This window comes from Rummeliibacillus sp. JY-2-4R, from assembly GCF_053847205.1.
Map to the genome: position 1 here is coordinate 639637 of NZ_CM132623.1, position 16833 is coordinate 656469.

Here is a 16833-nt window from a genome sequence, read left to right on the forward strand (position 1 = left end):
GACAGAGTTTTCTTTTTTTATCCATGTGTTAGGTGAAGAATCCATATTTCTAGAACGCCCTATCCAAGCCGATACTAGTTAATACCCTGCTGAAGATAATTTAAAACATTAGCAGTCTAGATATAGAGATATAAAATTCATGGCGAATAAAAAATGCCAAGACTTATAAATAAGTCTTGGCATTTTCAAATATCAATTATCCAGATAACTACTAAACCTTAAATTTTGCAATGGATGTCCGAAGTTCTTCGGCCATTGATGCAAGGTTATTAGAGGAAGCGGTGATTTCTTCCATGCTTGCAGATTGTTCCTCTGAGGCAGCAGCTACATTTTGAATGCTACTAGCATTTTGCTCAACAATTACGCTTACTTCTTCCATTGAGTTTTCGATATTGTTAACACCTGTATTCATGGCATCAATGCTTTTATTGACTTGTGCCATTTGCGTTGTTAAATCGGAAACGGCTGTGTAGATTGTTTTGAAAGCTTCGCCTGCTTGATCGAAAGCTTCTACGCTTTCTTGAAGATTATCATAACTTTCTGCCATAGAATCTACCGCATTGGATGACTCTGCTTTGATAGAATTGATTCGATTACTTATATCGCTTGCAGCATCTCTAGATTGATCAGCCAGTTTTCTGACTTCTTCAGCTACAACAGCAAATCCTTTACCGTGTTCTCCTGCACGTGCTGCTTCGATTGAGGCATTCAGTGCAAGTAAGTTTGTTTGATCGGCAATTTCAGTAATGAGCGAAACAATTTGGCCAATTTCTTTTGTATAAATATTTAATCGGTTTACCACTTCAGAAGTGGAATGAATCTTTTCATTTGTACTATTCATTTTCTCAACCGCATTTTGAATAATTGCATTACCAGTCTCAGCAGTTGTTGTCGTACCGGTTGCCTTTAAAGTAACTTGTTTTGCATAGGTTGTAACATGGTCCATTTTAGTCGAAATATCATGAACATTAGCCCCGATTTTCTCGACCGAATCGGTTTGCTGATCAGAACCTGCAGCTACTTCTTGCATGGATGCGGTAACTTGTTCGATAGAAGCGCTTGTTTGTTCAGACGATGCGGATAACTCTTCTGACGTTGCGGCAACTTGTTCGGCATTCATACTAATTTGAGTAATAAGATGTCTTAAATCATCTACCATACGATAAACACCGTGGGATAGTTGTGCGATCTCATCTTTACCTTTTATCTTAAATTGTTTTGCTGCTAAATTTCCTTTTGCAACTTCCTCTACATAACGTTTGATTGCTTTTAGCGGCTTAATAATTTGTTTACTAATAATGAACGCAATGACAGCCCCAATTACTACAAACAATACTGTAAGGATAATTGCAGTCCATAAAGTATCATTTTGTACTTTATTGATAAATGATGCATCCATATCTAAACCAAATATAATATCTGTACCATTAAATGGTATGAAGATGGATTTATGAATACCATATTGGTCTTTATAAATATCACTAAACTTAATTTTTTGTTGATCGATTGCATCATTCATCTTTGGATCAAATGTATAGGAAGCATTATGGTTATCTGTATCACTTAAAGCAACAATATGTTCCTTACCATTTGAACGAGATAGAACATAAGCATTCTCAATACCATGATCCTTTTTCGCATTATTTAATGCTGTTAATAATCTATCGTATGCAACCTTATCGTTGTTATCTGCATTACTAACAAGATCAGAATCTAGATGTGTCATCACTTCATCAGAAACAAGCTGTAATTTATCATCAAATAGACTCATCACACGTTCTTTAATAATTTTGTTTGAAGAGTAGTACAAAATAATTCCGAATATTAAAGAAAAAATGGCAATCGGAATCGTTAAGGATAAAACAAACTTTAGAAACAGTGAATGTTTATTTTTCTTAAATAACTTCAAGATTTTCTTCCTCCTGCTCATGTATTGAGTGTTTAAGTGACTCAATAATTGCTGGAATATGTTCTACATTTGTATATGGAGAAATTGAGAAGAATTTAGCTACCCCAACAGGTATACGATTTTTACTGTCAGATGCCTCCACTGTACATACACGTGTTGTATCGCCAAAGAATACTTCATTACGGTGTTTCCCTAATATTTCGAATAGATCAGAATTTAATCTATTTATTGTTTCAATTTCAGATTCCGTATATTTTCCAGCTTGTTCAGCAATCCAATTGAAGCTATCAGGATACAAGCGGAATGCAGTAATCGGTCCGATATTGGTTACGTTAACAACTTGTAATGATGGGATTTCCACTGCTAGTTGTTTACGGAATGCAAGGTTAACCCGCACATAATTTGCTAGTATTTTTTGATAACCTGTTTTTCCAAACGCCATAAGGGCTGCATAGATTGCGATGGAGCTTCCCATTCGAGAACATTCAAGTGTATAGCCTGTATGATAAGAGCCGTATCCACGATTTCCTACATAAGGTGTATCGAAATCTTCTAAATCAAGAAGGCCTAATGCACTACCATCTTTTACTAAGAATAGACTCGTTAGATAAGGCGTTTGACCAAGTTTTTGGAAATCAAAACATAAAGAGTCAGCAATGTGTAAGTACTGCATGCGTGAACGAATGACGTTTAAGCTTTCAAGCACTTCATCTTCAAAGTGAAGGGGATTTTGTTCAAAATCATAATCATTGAAAAATGCATAGAAACCACCTAAAGCTGAGTCTGCATGAATATGTATTGGCTTTAAGCTGTATCGATTTTCAAGAGTAGTTGTAATTTCTTTTATTTCTTTAATATCGTCGATTGCAAAACTGTCAGTAGCACCAGTAGTCGCAACGATATAAACTGGAATTCCGCCTTTTTCAACAACCTTCGTTAATTGCTCTTGTAAATCATCCATATCCATAGAATGGTCTTTTCCAGCTTTGACACGGACTAAATGATTGCTTCCGATTCCTACTGCTTCAATGGATTTGAGTAAACTGTAGTGTGCATTTTCAGAAGCAAAGCAATATAAGTTATTTGGAATCCCTTTTTCTTTGGCATGAGGGAATTGTTTTGCGATTGCTACTCGTAAGCCGCTAAATACAGCTCCTTGTCCACCCCAAGTTGTGTAACCAAAGCTTTTTTTATAATCATAGCCAACCAACTTAGACATCATAGAAATGACTTTTACTTCAGATTCTGTCGCTGCAGGACCATAAACATCCCATAGATTATTACCATTTAATAATGAGTTCACAAATAAACCTAATACCCCTGGAACGCTCGCCATTGGTAAAACATTTGTGACAAAATTATGTGTATGGAATGGATGACCTTTCATTAAATTTGTTAATTCATGTACAACAGTATCTAATTCGAAACCTTCCATTGGAACTGTATGATTTTCCATTAATTCTTGATAAAAATTTGAAGAACGTTCTTGCATAGGGCCAAGTGTTGTCTTCGATGGATCTTTCAATGTATCCATTGAAGTTAGAATTTCCTCCAAATATTTTATTAGCTGTTCTCTCTGTACCTTATTACCATCTTCACTTTGAAAAAGTTCATGTATCTTGTTCACTATAATAAACACCTCTTCTAGTTCTTATATCATGAATATAAATTTCTTAAATATAGTTCATAATACATAACATTATATATAAAGGATATAAATAAATCTATCTATTTAGTAAAATAATGAAAATTCTAACAATTTTGTAAATAGGATAAACGCCCAGCTATTTATAAAATCCACTCATATGTTATGAAGAAGAATAAAGAAGGAGTGGAAGAAGAATGGTTCAACCATATGGCGGACAAAATTATGGGCACCACCCTGGACATGAAGAGTATTACCACCATCATTATCCATACCATCACTATTACCCAACTCATTACTATCCACATCATCATCACTATTACCCAACTCATTATTATCCACATCATCACTATCCAAGCCATCAATGGCATCAAGGATCGTGGAACCCTGGGCATCCATGGATGTAGTTTAGAGAAGCTTGTTACTGACATATCTTCGTAATAGGTCAAAAACAATTAAATCCATAATCAGAAAAGAAAAATGGTATCCAAATCTCTGTCATTTTGAGGAGATGGATACCATTTTTTATTTAATAAAAGCTTTCAGTATTTCAAGTCTTTTTGAATATATTGCATTATTATGCGCAAGACTTTAGTTTAGGGAACTGAATTTAAAGGGGGAATTAACTCTGGAAGAAAAAATTTCGACCAATTTACAATACAAACTTCCTATAATGGGGGCAGTTCTACTATTCTTATGTACTTTAGATGCACTATTCACGGACTTTGGGATTCGACATCATCATATATCAGAAGCTAATCCTATGATGAATTGGATTTATACAAATGATATCGTAGGATTCTATGGGATGAAAATCATGATGCCACTATTCTTAGTGTGGATTTTGAGCAAAATCCGGCCAACAAAGCTCATAAATTTTTTAATGATCACTGCAGTATGTATATATAGTGTAATCATACTTATACATTTCATCTGGATTGGAATGATTTTATAAAAAGTATTACGTAGAACTGTTTATTGAGTATAAATCATTGTTAATTTATAAATTAAGTTTGCTGTGGTGAAACCTAATAGCTAATAAGATTTTTGTACTATGAATCGAATATAAATGCAAAGGAAAGAATAATTGTAAAATCGCTGTAAATATGTAGTAAATGCTTCTGTATAAACATTTCACGAACTTTTTACAAAACGCATTTTATGGATAATTGAAAAACAAGCATAATTTGACAGTTGTTTGTACCTAACTCTAAACTGAGATAAATGGATTATATGAGTATGCTAAATTTACTATTACTTTGAATGATTCATTTATGAATAAGGAAAGGATGATTACTTTGTGCTGTTAAATGGAGTTCATGCTGTCAAATGGAGCGTGCAGCATCTAGAGGAATCTACAGTATACTAACCGTTTATGTAAATAGGATTCGTTATAGGAGGCTTTCGAGCAGAATGAAAGAAATTTATACAGTAAATGAAAATACTATCGCATTTATACCAACGATTAATGGCTTCGGAAATGTTCAAACAGATATTCTAGAAGTAGACCATCTTATAGAGTCACATCTAAGTCCGATTGAACTTGTGGATATGAATTTGCGTTTTTATGGCTCTAGTTTAAAAGGTGCACATGAAGGAACGCGTTATATTCTAGGAAGAGTAAATATGTGCCCAGTTATCATGAACCTCAAATATCATTTTGTTTGGTTCCCGACAGATTCTCCAAAGAAGAATGACTGTGTATGGTTATCGCTAAATCATATTAAAAGCTATCATGAAAATCCTAACAAAAGTACCCACATTATTTTTACAAACAATTCATCACTTACTTTAGAGGTCAATTATAACAAATTTAAAACGCGCATCAGTAATGCATACGAATTAAAATGTCGACTCGAATATAGTACAACCCATATGTTCATCTCTTCTAAGAACGACTTTATACAATTTGAAATTGTTAAAGATCATCATGATATGAATTATCAAATACATATGAGAGAAGAGGGGAATGATGAGGATTCCAATATCAAATAGCCATTAATAAAAAGAATAATTAAGAAGGTAATAAAAAAGCGACCCAAAATTTGAAAAGAATTGTCTACATTCTTTTCAGTTAATAGGGAAGCTTCTTCATTGTATTAATTTGTGTTGATCACATGAATTTTTTGCAGTAATCATTATCATACTACTTTAAAGGAATTACATGATTCCTTTAAAGGTGGATGTAGCAAGGCCAACAAGTTCTTGATCTTCGTCATATAGCCGCCCTTCCACAATAACAGTTGAACGAGTTTTAGTAATCACTTGACCAAGTGCTTGTACACGTCCTTGCGTAATTGGTTTCAGAAACCTTGTCTCCAATTGAATCGTAACGACTTTATCAAAACCGAGTGTATGTGTTGCAATGCCCATTACGGTATCAAGTGCTGCCATAAATACGCCACCATGTAAGGTTCCAACGACATTTGTAAGATCTTCTCTATAGTTAAAGGCAATTTCAGCCATACCATCTTCAGCTTGAACGAATTCAAATCCAAGTGTTTGCCAGAAAGTACTATCCTCAAAACGTTGTTGTACTGTTTTCATCGTTGTCAATAATATCTCCCCCTGTTACTAACTATAACTTTTTAAGTCTTTTTAGAAAAGAGTTTTCGTTTACGTTTTGTTATTGTGCTCAAAAAGTGAGACGCTATGACTTTAAAACAAGACCCATTAAATTTGTCGAAAAATGAGAATAAATCGAAATAACTTAGCGTTTCATTTTATAAAAGATGAAGGAGGTGATAGAATAGTAGTAAGTGATACATCACAAACCATCTATGGAGGGAATATTAATTGAAATTAAAAAAACTTGCGGCAGCTTTATTTGCAGCAACACTTACTTTTTCAACAGTTGGTACGATTGTAATGGAAAGCCATACGATTACAGCTGAAGCGAAATCTTACAAATCAGGAAAACGTGGATTCAATTCAAATGGAAACACTAATTCTTTTAATACAAATCCAAACCGAAATACACAAGACAACAATAAAAACTCAATTTTTGGTAATAAAACAAATAATAATAAAACAACTACAACAAATCCTACTACTAACAAAGGCGGATTCCTTAAAGGGATGATGGTAGGTGGATTAGCAGGTATGCTATTTGGCGGTATGTTAGGCCATATGGGCGCAATGGGTAATTTCTTCGGATTACTTGTCAATGTGATTGCTATCTTAGTGTTGATCATGATCGTTATGAAAATCTTCCAAATGTTTAAACGCAACAAGCGTAGAGATGAGGATCGTAACTCATGGAGACAATAACTTTATCCGAAGATCAATTGATCAATGCATTATGCGTTTACCATGCAAGACAAATCAACGTTATGCCTGAAAACGTGGAAATCGAACTTTGCTTCGATGACGAGGAAGGATATTCTGCAGAAGCCTACTACAACGGCCGAATGGACACGTATAGAGTAGCGAATATGCTATCAGCTATTCGCACATTTCTTCAAGAAGAAATGAATATCGACGCCTATGCAGCAAGTGTTCGCTTAGAAATTGATGATGAGCAGGGCATGGTTGCAATCGTAGAATAATTTAAAATGAAAACACATTAGAATCTAGTATTTTGGATTCTAATGTGTTTTTTGTTTTAAATTGGAATATAACCACTTCTGCATAGGGGGCATTGAAAAACTGATTTAATACTAATTTTATTTTACATGAAGTGGAACTAGCTTCGCTTTCCTGCGGACGAGAGGTGAGTCTCCTCCTTCGTGCGGGGCCCTCACCTGTCTCGCTTTTTCCGCGGGAGTCTTCGCTAGTTCCACTTCAAAAAATTTGAAGTACTAATTTTTATAAAAGATTCTAGTCATAAACTTTTTATCAATAATCTACTATTGGCTTATTCAGTTGTTTACTTTTCCACACAAATGAATCAAAAGCAATCCTATTCATTCAAAAAATAGGATTGCTTGAACTCTATGAAATATATTCATAATAGAAGAAACTCTCTAACTCGTCTATGATACAAGCCACATTATTTCTTCAAAGTTGCTAGTTTATCTTTTATCTTCGGTGACTTCACTGCTTTCTTAGCTACAGTTAAAAACTCAATTGCTGTTGCCTTTTCGCCTTTTCCTGCATAAGCATCCGCCAATAGTAAATGGAATCTTGCTGATTTTGGATGGATTTCTAAGGCTTCTTTTGTATAGTGGATACTTTCATCATATCTTTTCATTTTTATCAAAATCTCAATACGAAGTGCTAATGAACGATCATATTTGGGCGCTAATTCGATAGATCGATTAGCGAGATTGAGTGCCCAATTTAATTTGTTATGTCTTCTACAATGTATTCCCAACACACGATGATATTCAGCCGATTTTCTGCGTAATTGACGGTCATGCTCAGGGATTGGCTTTTCATTTAAAAACAATCTAACAATTTCCTTTAAAACACCTGTTTCTCTTAAATAAGTAGGAACTCGATGTCCGGCAAAATCATAATGTTTATAAATCCCATTTGGATAAGACTTTTGAATTTCTTTTGTAATATAAGGATTATCAATTCTCTCTTTTGAATCATAAGCAACAATTGGTTGTACTTTTGTATTTACAGGGTGTGATAACGGATGTGTAAACTTATTATACTTTCTTTCCTTGGTACCATAAGTTGGATGCACAGGATTTCTAGGAGCAAACGCTAGAATATGAATATCTGGAATCATGGAACCCATAAATAAAGCATTGTATCCACCTAAGCTTGTTCCATACGCAAACCGCTTATCATAATAAAGTACTAACTTTTCAATTGCTTGATAATAGTCTTCTCGCGTTAAATCTTGATGGTAATTGCTCATTGTTCTGCGTCGAAGTGAGATTAAATCAACAGACATTTTCTTCAATAGATTATATGCAAATGGCAGCCCTTTATCCGTTTTGTCAATTGCATCGAACGTTGCAACGACGCGTTTTGTAGGATGAATGGATTTGTAGAATTCGATTGAGCTTTCGCCATTATTGAAAATAACTAGTTTTACATAGTGATCAGCAGAAATTTCAGGAAGAATATCGGCATATTCCTCTCTGCAATAGGCAAATTGCTTGTCAGCTTCCTCAAAATCTCCACAAAGCATATGAACCATACCGATTTTCATATTAATTTTGGCGAGCTCAGTGGGTTCACTTATTAACACTTTAAGCTGTTCAAAATAAGGTAGTACCTCTTCAAAATGCCCTAAATTTAATAACTGTTGGATTACTTGTGTTAATAACTCGATATCCTGTGGACTTTTTTGTAACTGCTGTTTACTAACCGTAAGTGATGTTTTAAATTGATTATTTTTGGACAGAACATTTTGTAGATGTTCAAAATATTGAAGCGGTCTTTTCTTTACATACCTTTTAACCGTTCTAGGTATATGCAAAATCTTCTCATTTTTAGCGTGGTGTTTCGTATAAAATTTCCATAACGAGCGATGAAGCTGAATATTTGCGGGATACAGTTGAAGACCTTCTTGCAAAACATACTTAACATTTTTCGGTTGTTTCAACTCTTCGAAAAGTTTGGCAAGTAAGATATAGCTTCTCGCACTAGGCGTTGTTTCTTCATCAACTTGCTTTGCAATTTGTTCTGCCAAATTATCTGTGCTAAACGATTTATTCAAATGATGTGACTCCTTTAACTGCTTTACGTATTGAAATTAGTTTAGATTACACCTAATTTGCTACTCTTATTTGATTAATACATAAAAATATTATACAAAACCAAATCAATTTATAGTGTTATGTTACAAAAATTTAACGTTGAAGAAACGTTATTGATATATTATATGGCCCATGATGATTTATGTGGAAGGATAGAAATGAAAAGGATTTTTTACAAATAAATTCCCAAATTTAATTATAATAACATAATGTTACGTAGATTTAATAATCATGCGCGAATTGTAACGAAGAATAGTAAATTTTTGTGCTAATATATTCTCAAGGATTACCAAGAGGAGAGAAATGTGGAATGGAATCCATACATATGAGCTTGACAACAGGGGAATCCAATTTTGAAAAAAGAGGAGTTTTAAACATGAAAACATTCGCATTAAAATTCACAAAATCTGCAGCAGCATTAGCTCTAGGTGCTTCTGTATTAACTTCAGCAGTAGTGGTAACTGATTCAACAGCATCTGCAAAAAATACACACAAAATTTCACATGGTAAACTAATTGATTCAAAAACTCATAAAACAATCAAAGGATATAAAGTTTTTAAATCAAACCTTTATAAAAATGGCAAAAAATTCTCTGGTAACTACAAAGGTAAATACTATAAATTAGGTAAAGCATTCACAGGTGAAGTTGGACACCGTTACTATAAACAAGGTAAAAAGTTCACTGGGAAAGCTAATCGTGACCGTTATTACTTCAATGGCGTTCTTGCAAACGGTATCTATGAATTGAATGGTAAAAACGTTCAATTCAAAAACGGTAAAATTGTAGCCGATCGTATTGCTCCAATCATTACTCTTGAAAAAGATGCAAAACCTGTATACTTTGTTAAAAATGGTGAAGAATTTAAAGCACCAATTGCAACAGCAAAAGACAATTTAGACAAAACTGTTGATGTTACATCAACTATTTTCGATTCTCGTGGCCACAAATTGGATAAAATCGATACAACAAAACCAGGTACTTATTTTATTAAATACACTGCCAAAGATGCTAATTTCAACACTTCAAATGTAAGAGTGAAAGTAATCGTTGAATTAAAAGCAGTTGCTCCTGTAAATGAGAATGAAAATGCTCAAGGTGAACAAACTGAAAAAGAAGACCAAAACGCTCAAGGTGAACAAGCTGAAAAAGAAGATCAAAATGATCAAGGCGAACAAGCTGAAAAAGAAGATCAAAACACTCAAGGTGAACAATCAGAAACTGTAGAAAAATAGAACATTCTAATAGTAGAAACTAGAAATCTATAAATGAAGAGCTATATTAAAAGCGATTGAATTAACTTTTAATATAGCTCTTTTACTAATTTCTATTAATAAACATCACGAGAATGGGTATGTGTTATGTAAGGATGGTGTTTTTAAATGATTAAAACATATGGTTTAAAAATTTTACCCCAATATTTTAAAGATGTATGGAATGGGCGAAAAACTTTTGAAATTCGCAGAAATAACGGAGGTTTTGAAGTAGGTGATTGGCTTGTCTTAAGAGAATGGAATGGTAAAGAATTTACGGGCTCTATAATAACTAAACAGATCACATACATTACAGATTATGAGCAAAGGCCAGGATATATTGTTATGTCCATTAAATAATGAAAGTAGAATGATGAGCATGGCAAAATAAAAAAAGGGCAATATGAATTGCCCCTGTAGTTTACCCTTCGATATGGTCTACATGCATTGGAGGAGGAATGAGCCAACCTTTTTCTTTATTAAGTTTAAGAAGTTTCGCGCCGAATTGTTCTTTTTTCATATGGAATTGAGTAAACATCATCCCAATGTCTTCACGTGTTGACATGCCAATTGCTGCGCTACATGCGCCCAAACCAGTAGCTACATCGCGAGTAAGAGCAGCGCTTATTTCAGGATCATAGAATCTTGCACCAGCTGGAATATCCTCTAGTCTTGCATTTGGACGTTCAGGCGGCGCAGGAGGAAGAGCAACACCATTAATTTTTAAGATATTTTCTAATTGTTCATTCTCATCTTTACAACATTGAATGGATTCTTCAAGAATTTTCGCTAAATCTTCATCACCCGTGTGATTATAAAATGTTTGATACGCAGCTATTAATCCATTGTTAGTAGCTAGATTCGTCCAAACAGCCATTACTTCTCCATAGTGTAAAGGTTGATCCTTTGGATTTCCACTTAGAATACCCATAATAACACTCCAATTCAAATTATTTTGTTCACCGTAAATATATTGTGTAAAAAAGAAAAAATTATTCAAGTAAATAGGAACTTCACAAAACTATAACAAGAGCACACAAAGGTATGATTTTGAACAGTATAAAAATAAAATCAACTTTAAAGAATGCTCCAGATGAGTTGAATATTGATGTGATAATAATGAAATCCTCGTTAATAGAATGAAAATCCACGTATTACCAAAGAAAATCCACGGGAAATGAATAAGAATCCACTTACACGAAAATTTAAGTTCTCACAAAAGGAATCTTCAAAAGAGTAAACACAATAACGAAGTACAACCACAAAAAAATCTCTGTCAATACAATGATAAACAAAAATTCTACCCTAGGTAAAAAGTTAAATACAAATAGTACATAAATCTCTAAATGTCTTTTTCGACAATCATTTACAACCCTTTTTCAGCAAACTTAGTATAGAAATTTATTTTTAATAAAATAAAAAGTTTTAGTAATCATTTTGAAAAGAAAAAAAGATGTGTACACATATTTGTAACATCATTGCAAAATTTGTCGAATGAAAAATTCTGAAGTGCCATATTCAAAAGTTGAATAAAAAAATCAATAACTGATCTCCGAAATCTTTGTAATAAAGGTAATATGAATAGATTTTTGGTTAAAAGAAGTATATGAAATGTTCAATATGACGTATTTCGTAGTTCATTTGATGAGAGATGTTCACATTATACTAGTAAAATTTTGGGCGAATTAGAGATGAAAATAGGTTCATTTATCTACTGAAGTATGTTCAATAGTAAACGAAAATTGTTAAATAATTGAATTATTATAAGTTGATGATAGTAAGTTTTAGTCTAATTTATGTCCTAATAAGTAATGAGAATTGGTTAGTGTGAAAATACAACTATTAAACGCATAAGTTACCGTTATTAGGAATTGAATATACTAAATCACGAACGGGTGTCGAAAAAAGTCGAAAATAGTCGTTAATTTTTGTCGTAAATCCGAACATTTAGGTCAATTATAATAGGTTTTAGAGTAGAAGACTACGTGAATACCAATTGGAAAAACACCGTAAATAGTAGGCATTAGCGTACGAAATACCTTATAAATTAGCAATTTTTATTAAAAAAGGGCCTTCTGTTTGAATCCTGATTCCTTAATAAAAATCCTTTTTTGAATAGTGATGTAAAATTTATCAAATTGTTCCCTATATTTCTTTTGTATCTATAATTTTTAGTAGATTTTTCGTAACAAAAATAGGTAATTAATATAAAATTAATAGTAATAATTAATTATTATTCGTGTTTTTGATAAAAAAATAACTAAATCTATTAAAATCATTAATTTTTTGTGCTAGTATAGTCATTAAGGATTACGAGGTCGAGATATGGTGAATATCATCGAGTATGAAATGCAATTCATGTGATCCAAAAAGTTCATCTATAAGGAGAATGGAAAATGTCAAATTACAAATTAAAATTTGTTAAATCTGCAGCTGCATTAGCTCTAGGTGCTTCTGTTATTACTTCTGCAGTCGTAGTTGCCGATACTTCAGCTTCAGCAAAAACTACTTATAAGGTATCAAATGGTAAACTAGTTAACGCAAAAACTAAAAAAGTAGTAAAAGGTTATGTATCTTACAAATCAGTACTTTATAAAGATGGTAAAGCTTATACAGGTACTTACAAATCTAAATAATACAAATCAGGTAAACTATTCACTGGCGTAGTTAGCAAAACTTATTACAAGAATGGTGTAAAAGCTACTGGTACATACAAAGGCATTTACTACAAATCTGGTAAAGCATTCTCTGGTTACGTAGGTCAAGTGTATTACTATCAAGGTAAAAAATTCACTGGTCTTGCTAAATCAGGTATCTACTTAGTGAACGGAGTAAAATTCACAGGTTTCAAAGGTCAAGTATATTACTACCAAGGTAAGCCATTCACTGGTGTTTCTAAATCAGGTAATTACTTAGTAAACGGTTTATACGCAAACGGTATTTACACAATTAACGGCGTAAACGTTGAATACAAAAATGGTAAAGTTGTTGCAGATAAAACTGCTCCAGTTATCACTTTAGAAAAAGGTTCAGAATATTCATACAAAGTAAAATACGGTGAAGAATTCACAGCACCAAAAGCAACTGCAAAAGACAACTTAGATAAAACTGTTACAGTTGAAACTTCTATCACTGATGCAGAAGGAAACAAAATCGATAAAATCGATACAAATGTAGCTGGTCTTTATACAATTACTTACACAGCACAAGACAGAGCTAAAAATGCATCTGTTGTTCAAGTATCTGTTGAAGTTGAAGGCATTCCATTTAAATCTGTAAATGCACTTAACGAAAACACAGTTGTGGTTCCATTATCAAGCGATTTCAAACTAGATCTTAAAGATAAAAAAATCACTTTAACTACTGACAAAACTTCAGTAACTGCAACTTATGTAAGCACTGATAAAGATGTAGCTTCATTTAAACTTGATGGCGACGCTAAATTAGTAGATGCAAAAGAATACACTGTAACTTCTGATTGGGCTAAATTTGAAACTGGTTTTGTAGCTAAAATTGCAACTCCACAAGTTGCTTCATTTGAAAAAGTTACAACTGGTATTGCAGCAAAATCAGGAAATTCAGCACTTACTTTTGAAGCATTAAACCAATACGGTGAAAAAATTGCTCTTCCAGCAGCAAATACATCTGCAAAAGTAACAGTAAATGGTTTATCAACTCCTTCTACTTATGCTAACGGTATTGTAACAATCCAATCTGCATTACATGAAGGCGACGTTGTAAACGTTACATTAACTTACACTGATGGTGCAGCAACACCTAAAACATTAGCTGAAGATACATTTGACTACACTGTAGGGGCTGCACAAGATGTAAAAGTTTCTAAACTTACAGTTAACCCAACAAAAGTTTCTTTACCAGCTAAAGAAGCAACACCACTAAATGTTGCAGTTAGTGATCAATTTAACTCACTAATTGATAATGCAGAAGTAACTTACCAAGTAAATGGTAAAGTTGTAACAGTTGATGGAACAGACTCACCAATTCAAACTGTTGGCGGAAAAGTATCATTCCAAACTTCAACTCCAGGTGAATACAAAATTGAAGTATTCTCTAAAGCTGATTCAAAAATTCAAGATTCTGCAACTATTACAGTAGGATCTGCTACTCTAACTGGCTTAACAGTAACTCCTGTTGTTAATGCAACTGCAAACAACTTTGAATCTGCTGACCTAGGTACAGTAAAACCAAATGAAGGTGCAGCATTAGTAGCTTCAAACGTTAAATTTAACGTAACTTCTGCAACTCCAGGATTTAAAGCTGAAGATGTAACAGTAACAACTGGTACTGATAAAGATGGTAATATTACAGTTTCTGCAACAGCTACTAAAGCAGGTTCATATACTGTAACACCTTATGTTGGTGAATCATTCACTGCTGAAACAGCAATTAAAGGTTCATCATTCACATTTACATCATCAAAATTAGCAACTGTTGCTTCAATCAGCCCACTGTCATTTACAGCTAAAGAATTAAAAACTAGTAATGCAGTGAAAAAAGAAATCGTATTTAAAAACAAACATGATGAAGTATTAACAGCTGCTGAAGCAAATGCAACAGTTACTTCTTCAAATACATCAGTAATTGGCAATGCTCATATTACTTCTGATGAAGCTGGTAAAACTTATGTTGAATTCACTCCAGTAAAAGCTGGTCAAGCTCGTCTAAGCGTAGAAGCAGATAACCAATTATCAACTGCTTTATTGAATGTAGTAGACTCAGTAGTAACAACTATTGATGCTGGTTCTGACGTAACTGGTGTTGTTGCAGATGATGATTCTACTTTTGCAAAATACAATACTATTAAATTCTTCGACCAAGACGGTACTGAAATGACTAATCAAGCTGCCGATGTAACTGTTGCTGGACTACCAACAGGTGTAAATGCTAGCGAACTAGTAACACTAGGCACTGCAACTAAAGACCAAAATGGTAATGTAATAAACTTTGTATCAACAGGATTAAAATACAACGCTGTTAAAGTTAATCCAACAGATAAAGTTCCAGCAGGTACTTATACTGTTACAGTGAAAAGTAATAATGTTTCTAAATCATTCAAAGTAACTGTAGGCGCAGCTCGTGCATTAACAGCTACAACTGTAGAAACAGATTCATCTAAACTAGTACTAAACGGAACTACTGAAGTTCTTGTTAAACCAGTTGATCAATATGGAAATATTGTTGCTGCAAGCAAAGTAGCTTCAATTGATTTAGCTACTAACGCTAATGTATCTCTAGTTCAACAAGGTGAAGAAAAAGCTAATTTCACTGCTGTAGAAGACAAAGAAGGCAAATTACTTGGCTATAAAGTAATTGTAAAAGGTGACGCTAAAGGTACTTCAACTGCAACATTCAATGTAGTTCAAGGTTCAGGCACAACTGCGATTACTAAATCAGCAACTCAAGATTTCACTGTAGCATCTGTTGATGAAGCAATCAGCTCAATCACTATTGCTGATACTGCATTAACTTCAGCTGAAGACGCTTCTACTGATGGCATTGATTTAGCAGCTAAAACAACTGTAAAAGATATTGAAGGTAACAAAGTATCTGTTGATAAAGCAGAATTAACATGGTCTGTAAAATCTGTAAAAGATGCAGAAGGACATGTATACGCAGATAATGGTGATGATACATTCACATTTGACGGAAAAACAGTTACTGTAACTGTTGATAACGGGGTATTAAAAGTAACTGATGCTAATGGTGTCGCTATTACTGGTCTAAAAATCGCTGTAGAAGCTCAAGTTGAATCTGCAAACTTAAAAGCAGCAACTACAACTGTAACAGTTGATGGCTTTACTCCTGCATATGTATCAGGTTTAAAACTAAAAGCTGCAGCTAATGCAGTTACCCTTAATGACAAAACTCCTGTAACCTTATCATTTGAAGGTGTAAACCAATTTGGAAAATCAATTGATGTTACTCCTTCATCATTAACATCTGGTGATAAATCAGTTGTAACTGTAAATGGTTCAACAATTACTCCAGTTGGCAATGGTACAGCAACAGTTTATGCTAAATACGGCAATGATACTGTAAAAGTAACTGTTACTGTAACTAACCAAGATGTAACTCCAGCTCAATAATAATTTTATTAACTAAATTAGAAGAGGTTGCCCAAAGTCAGTAGACTAGGGGTAACCTCTTTTTCTAAAATTAAAATTCAATTATTTGCACCATAATCCAAATTCTAGTAAATTAAAACTAATCAAATAGAAAGAGGTGAAGCCAAATCATCATTGAAAGAAAGAAGTATCCAAGGATAGAGGCAATTGAGAGGTTATTACTTAGAATTCCTGATCAGGATTCTGAACTTGCGTTGCAACTACAACGAATGCATAGGACC

Annotated in this window: 14 protein-coding genes; 9 read left to right on the plus strand and 5 right to left on the minus strand. The window is 33.5% G+C overall.

Annotated features, from left to right (window positions below; all coding sequences use genetic code 11):
• Positions 1 to 211: 211 nt before the first annotated feature.
• Both ACWV26_RS03000 and ACWV26_RS03005 read right to left on the minus strand, forming a co-directional pair.
• A complete protein-coding gene (locus ACWV26_RS03000; RefSeq protein ID WP_455896896.1) occupies positions 212 to 1909 on the minus strand; it encodes a methyl-accepting chemotaxis protein in 1698 nt (565 codons plus the stop codon).
• The gene (locus ACWV26_RS03005) at positions 1896 to 3536 is read right to left on the minus strand and encodes a pyridoxal phosphate-dependent decarboxylase family protein (protein WP_455896897.1); all 1641 of its coding nucleotides are present in this window, start codon (positions 3534 to 3536) and stop codon (positions 1896 to 1898) included. Before ACWV26_RS03005 ends, ACWV26_RS03000 begins: the two co-directional genes overlap by 14 nt.
• Before the next feature lie 215 nt (positions 3537 to 3751).
• On the opposite strand from ACWV26_RS03005, the gene ACWV26_RS03010 reads away from it, so the two are divergent.
• From ACWV26_RS03010 to ACWV26_RS03020, 3 genes are all read left to right on the plus strand, one after another.
• Positions 3752 to 3961, plus strand: a complete 210-nt coding sequence (locus ACWV26_RS03010; protein ID WP_455896898.1) for a hypothetical protein — start codon at positions 3752 to 3754, stop codon at positions 3959 to 3961.
• A gap of 266 nt (positions 3962 to 4227) precedes the next feature.
• On the plus strand, positions 4228 to 4509 hold the full coding sequence (locus ACWV26_RS03015; RefSeq protein WP_455896899.1) for a DUF5658 family protein: 282 nt from the start codon (positions 4228 to 4230) through the stop codon (positions 4507 to 4509).
• Between the two features lie 458 nt (positions 4510 to 4967).
• Entirely contained in the window at positions 4968 to 5549 is a 582-nt protein-coding gene (locus ACWV26_RS03020) for a competence protein ComK (RefSeq protein ID WP_455896900.1), read from the plus strand.
• A gap of 165 nt (positions 5550 to 5714) precedes the next feature.
• Here ACWV26_RS03020 and ACWV26_RS03025 read toward each other — a convergent pair whose 3' ends face one another.
• On the minus strand, positions 5715 to 6101 hold the full coding sequence (locus ACWV26_RS03025; RefSeq protein ID WP_455898165.1) for a PaaI family thioesterase: 387 nt from the start codon (positions 6099 to 6101) through the stop codon (positions 5715 to 5717).
• A gap of 249 nt (positions 6102 to 6350) precedes the next feature.
• On the opposite strand from ACWV26_RS03025, the gene ACWV26_RS03030 reads away from it, so the two are divergent.
• Both ACWV26_RS03030 and ACWV26_RS03035 read left to right on the plus strand, forming a co-directional pair.
• Positions 6351 to 6824, plus strand: a complete 474-nt coding sequence (locus ACWV26_RS03030) for a hypothetical protein (RefSeq protein WP_455896901.1) — start codon at positions 6351 to 6353, stop codon at positions 6822 to 6824.
• Positions 6812 to 7102, plus strand: coding sequence for a DUF2653 family protein (locus tag ACWV26_RS03035; RefSeq protein WP_455896902.1), 291 nt, complete (start codon positions 6812 to 6814; stop codon positions 7100 to 7102). Before ACWV26_RS03030 ends, ACWV26_RS03035 begins: the two co-directional genes overlap by 13 nt.
• Before the next feature lie 443 nt (positions 7103 to 7545).
• Here ACWV26_RS03035 and ACWV26_RS03040 read toward each other — a convergent pair whose 3' ends face one another.
• A complete protein-coding gene (locus tag ACWV26_RS03040; RefSeq protein ID WP_455896903.1) occupies positions 7546 to 9174 on the minus strand; it encodes a tetratricopeptide repeat protein in 1629 nt (542 codons plus the stop codon).
• A 416-nt stretch (positions 9175 to 9590) separates the two neighbouring features.
• Here ACWV26_RS03040 and ACWV26_RS03045 point away from each other — a divergent pair, with 416 nt between their 5' ends.
• Complete coding sequence (locus tag ACWV26_RS03045) at positions 9591 to 10448, plus strand: immunoglobulin-like domain-containing protein (RefSeq protein WP_455896904.1); 858 nt, start codon at positions 9591 to 9593, stop codon at positions 10446 to 10448.
• A gap of 147 nt (positions 10449 to 10595) precedes the next feature.
• Positions 10596 to 10826: a DUF3850 domain-containing protein gene (locus ACWV26_RS03050; RefSeq protein ID WP_455896905.1), complete on the plus strand. Its 231-nt coding sequence runs from the start codon at positions 10596 to 10598 to the stop codon at positions 10824 to 10826.
• Between the two features lie 61 nt (positions 10827 to 10887).
• Here ACWV26_RS03050 and ACWV26_RS03055 read toward each other — a convergent pair whose 3' ends face one another.
• The gene (locus tag ACWV26_RS03055) at positions 10888 to 11397 is read right to left on the minus strand and encodes a DUF3231 family protein (protein ID WP_455896906.1); all 510 of its coding nucleotides are present in this window, start codon (positions 11395 to 11397) and stop codon (positions 10888 to 10890) included.
• A gap of 1465 nt (positions 11398 to 12862) precedes the next feature.
• On the opposite strand from ACWV26_RS03055, the gene ACWV26_RS03060 reads away from it, so the two are divergent.
• Both ACWV26_RS03060 and ACWV26_RS03065 read left to right on the plus strand, forming a co-directional pair.
• On the plus strand, positions 12863 to 13102 hold the full coding sequence (locus tag ACWV26_RS03060; protein ID WP_455896907.1) for a hypothetical protein: 240 nt from the start codon (positions 12863 to 12865) through the stop codon (positions 13100 to 13102).
• A gap of 129 nt (positions 13103 to 13231) precedes the next feature.
• Positions 13232 to 16573, plus strand: coding sequence for an immunoglobulin-like domain-containing protein (locus tag ACWV26_RS03065; RefSeq protein ID WP_455896908.1), 3342 nt, complete (start codon positions 13232 to 13234; stop codon positions 16571 to 16573).
• Positions 16574 to 16833 lie beyond the last annotated feature (260 nt).

Excerpts from the sequence above, each read along its gene's own strand:
- ACWV26_RS03025 (WP_455898165.1), bottom strand. The coding sequence starts at position 6,101 with ATGAAAACAGTACAACAACGTTTTGAGGATAGTACTTTCTGGCAAACA.
- ACWV26_RS03035 (WP_455896902.1), top strand. The coding sequence starts at position 6,812 with ATGGAGACAATAACTTTATCCGAAGATCAATTGATCAATGCATTATGC.
- ACWV26_RS03050 (WP_455896905.1), top strand. The coding sequence starts at position 10,596 with ATGATTAAAACATATGGTTTAAAAATTTTACCCCAATATTTTAAAGAT.
- ACWV26_RS03015 (WP_455896899.1), top strand. The coding sequence starts at position 4,228 with ATGGGGGCAGTTCTACTATTCTTATGTACTTTAGATGCACTATTCACG.
- ACWV26_RS03055 (WP_455896906.1), bottom strand. The coding sequence starts at position 11,397 with ATGGGTATTCTAAGTGGAAATCCAAAGGATCAACCTTTACACTATGGA.
- ACWV26_RS03010 (WP_455896898.1), top strand. The coding sequence starts at position 3,752 with ATGGTTCAACCATATGGCGGACAAAATTATGGGCACCACCCTGGACAT.
- ACWV26_RS03020 (WP_455896900.1), top strand. The coding sequence starts at position 4,968 with ATGAAAGAAATTTATACAGTAAATGAAAATACTATCGCATTTATACCA.
- ACWV26_RS03045 (WP_455896904.1), top strand. The coding sequence starts at position 9,591 with ATGAAAACATTCGCATTAAAATTCACAAAATCTGCAGCAGCATTAGCT.
- ACWV26_RS03060 (WP_455896907.1), top strand. The coding sequence starts at position 12,863 with ATGTCAAATTACAAATTAAAATTTGTTAAATCTGCAGCTGCATTAGCT.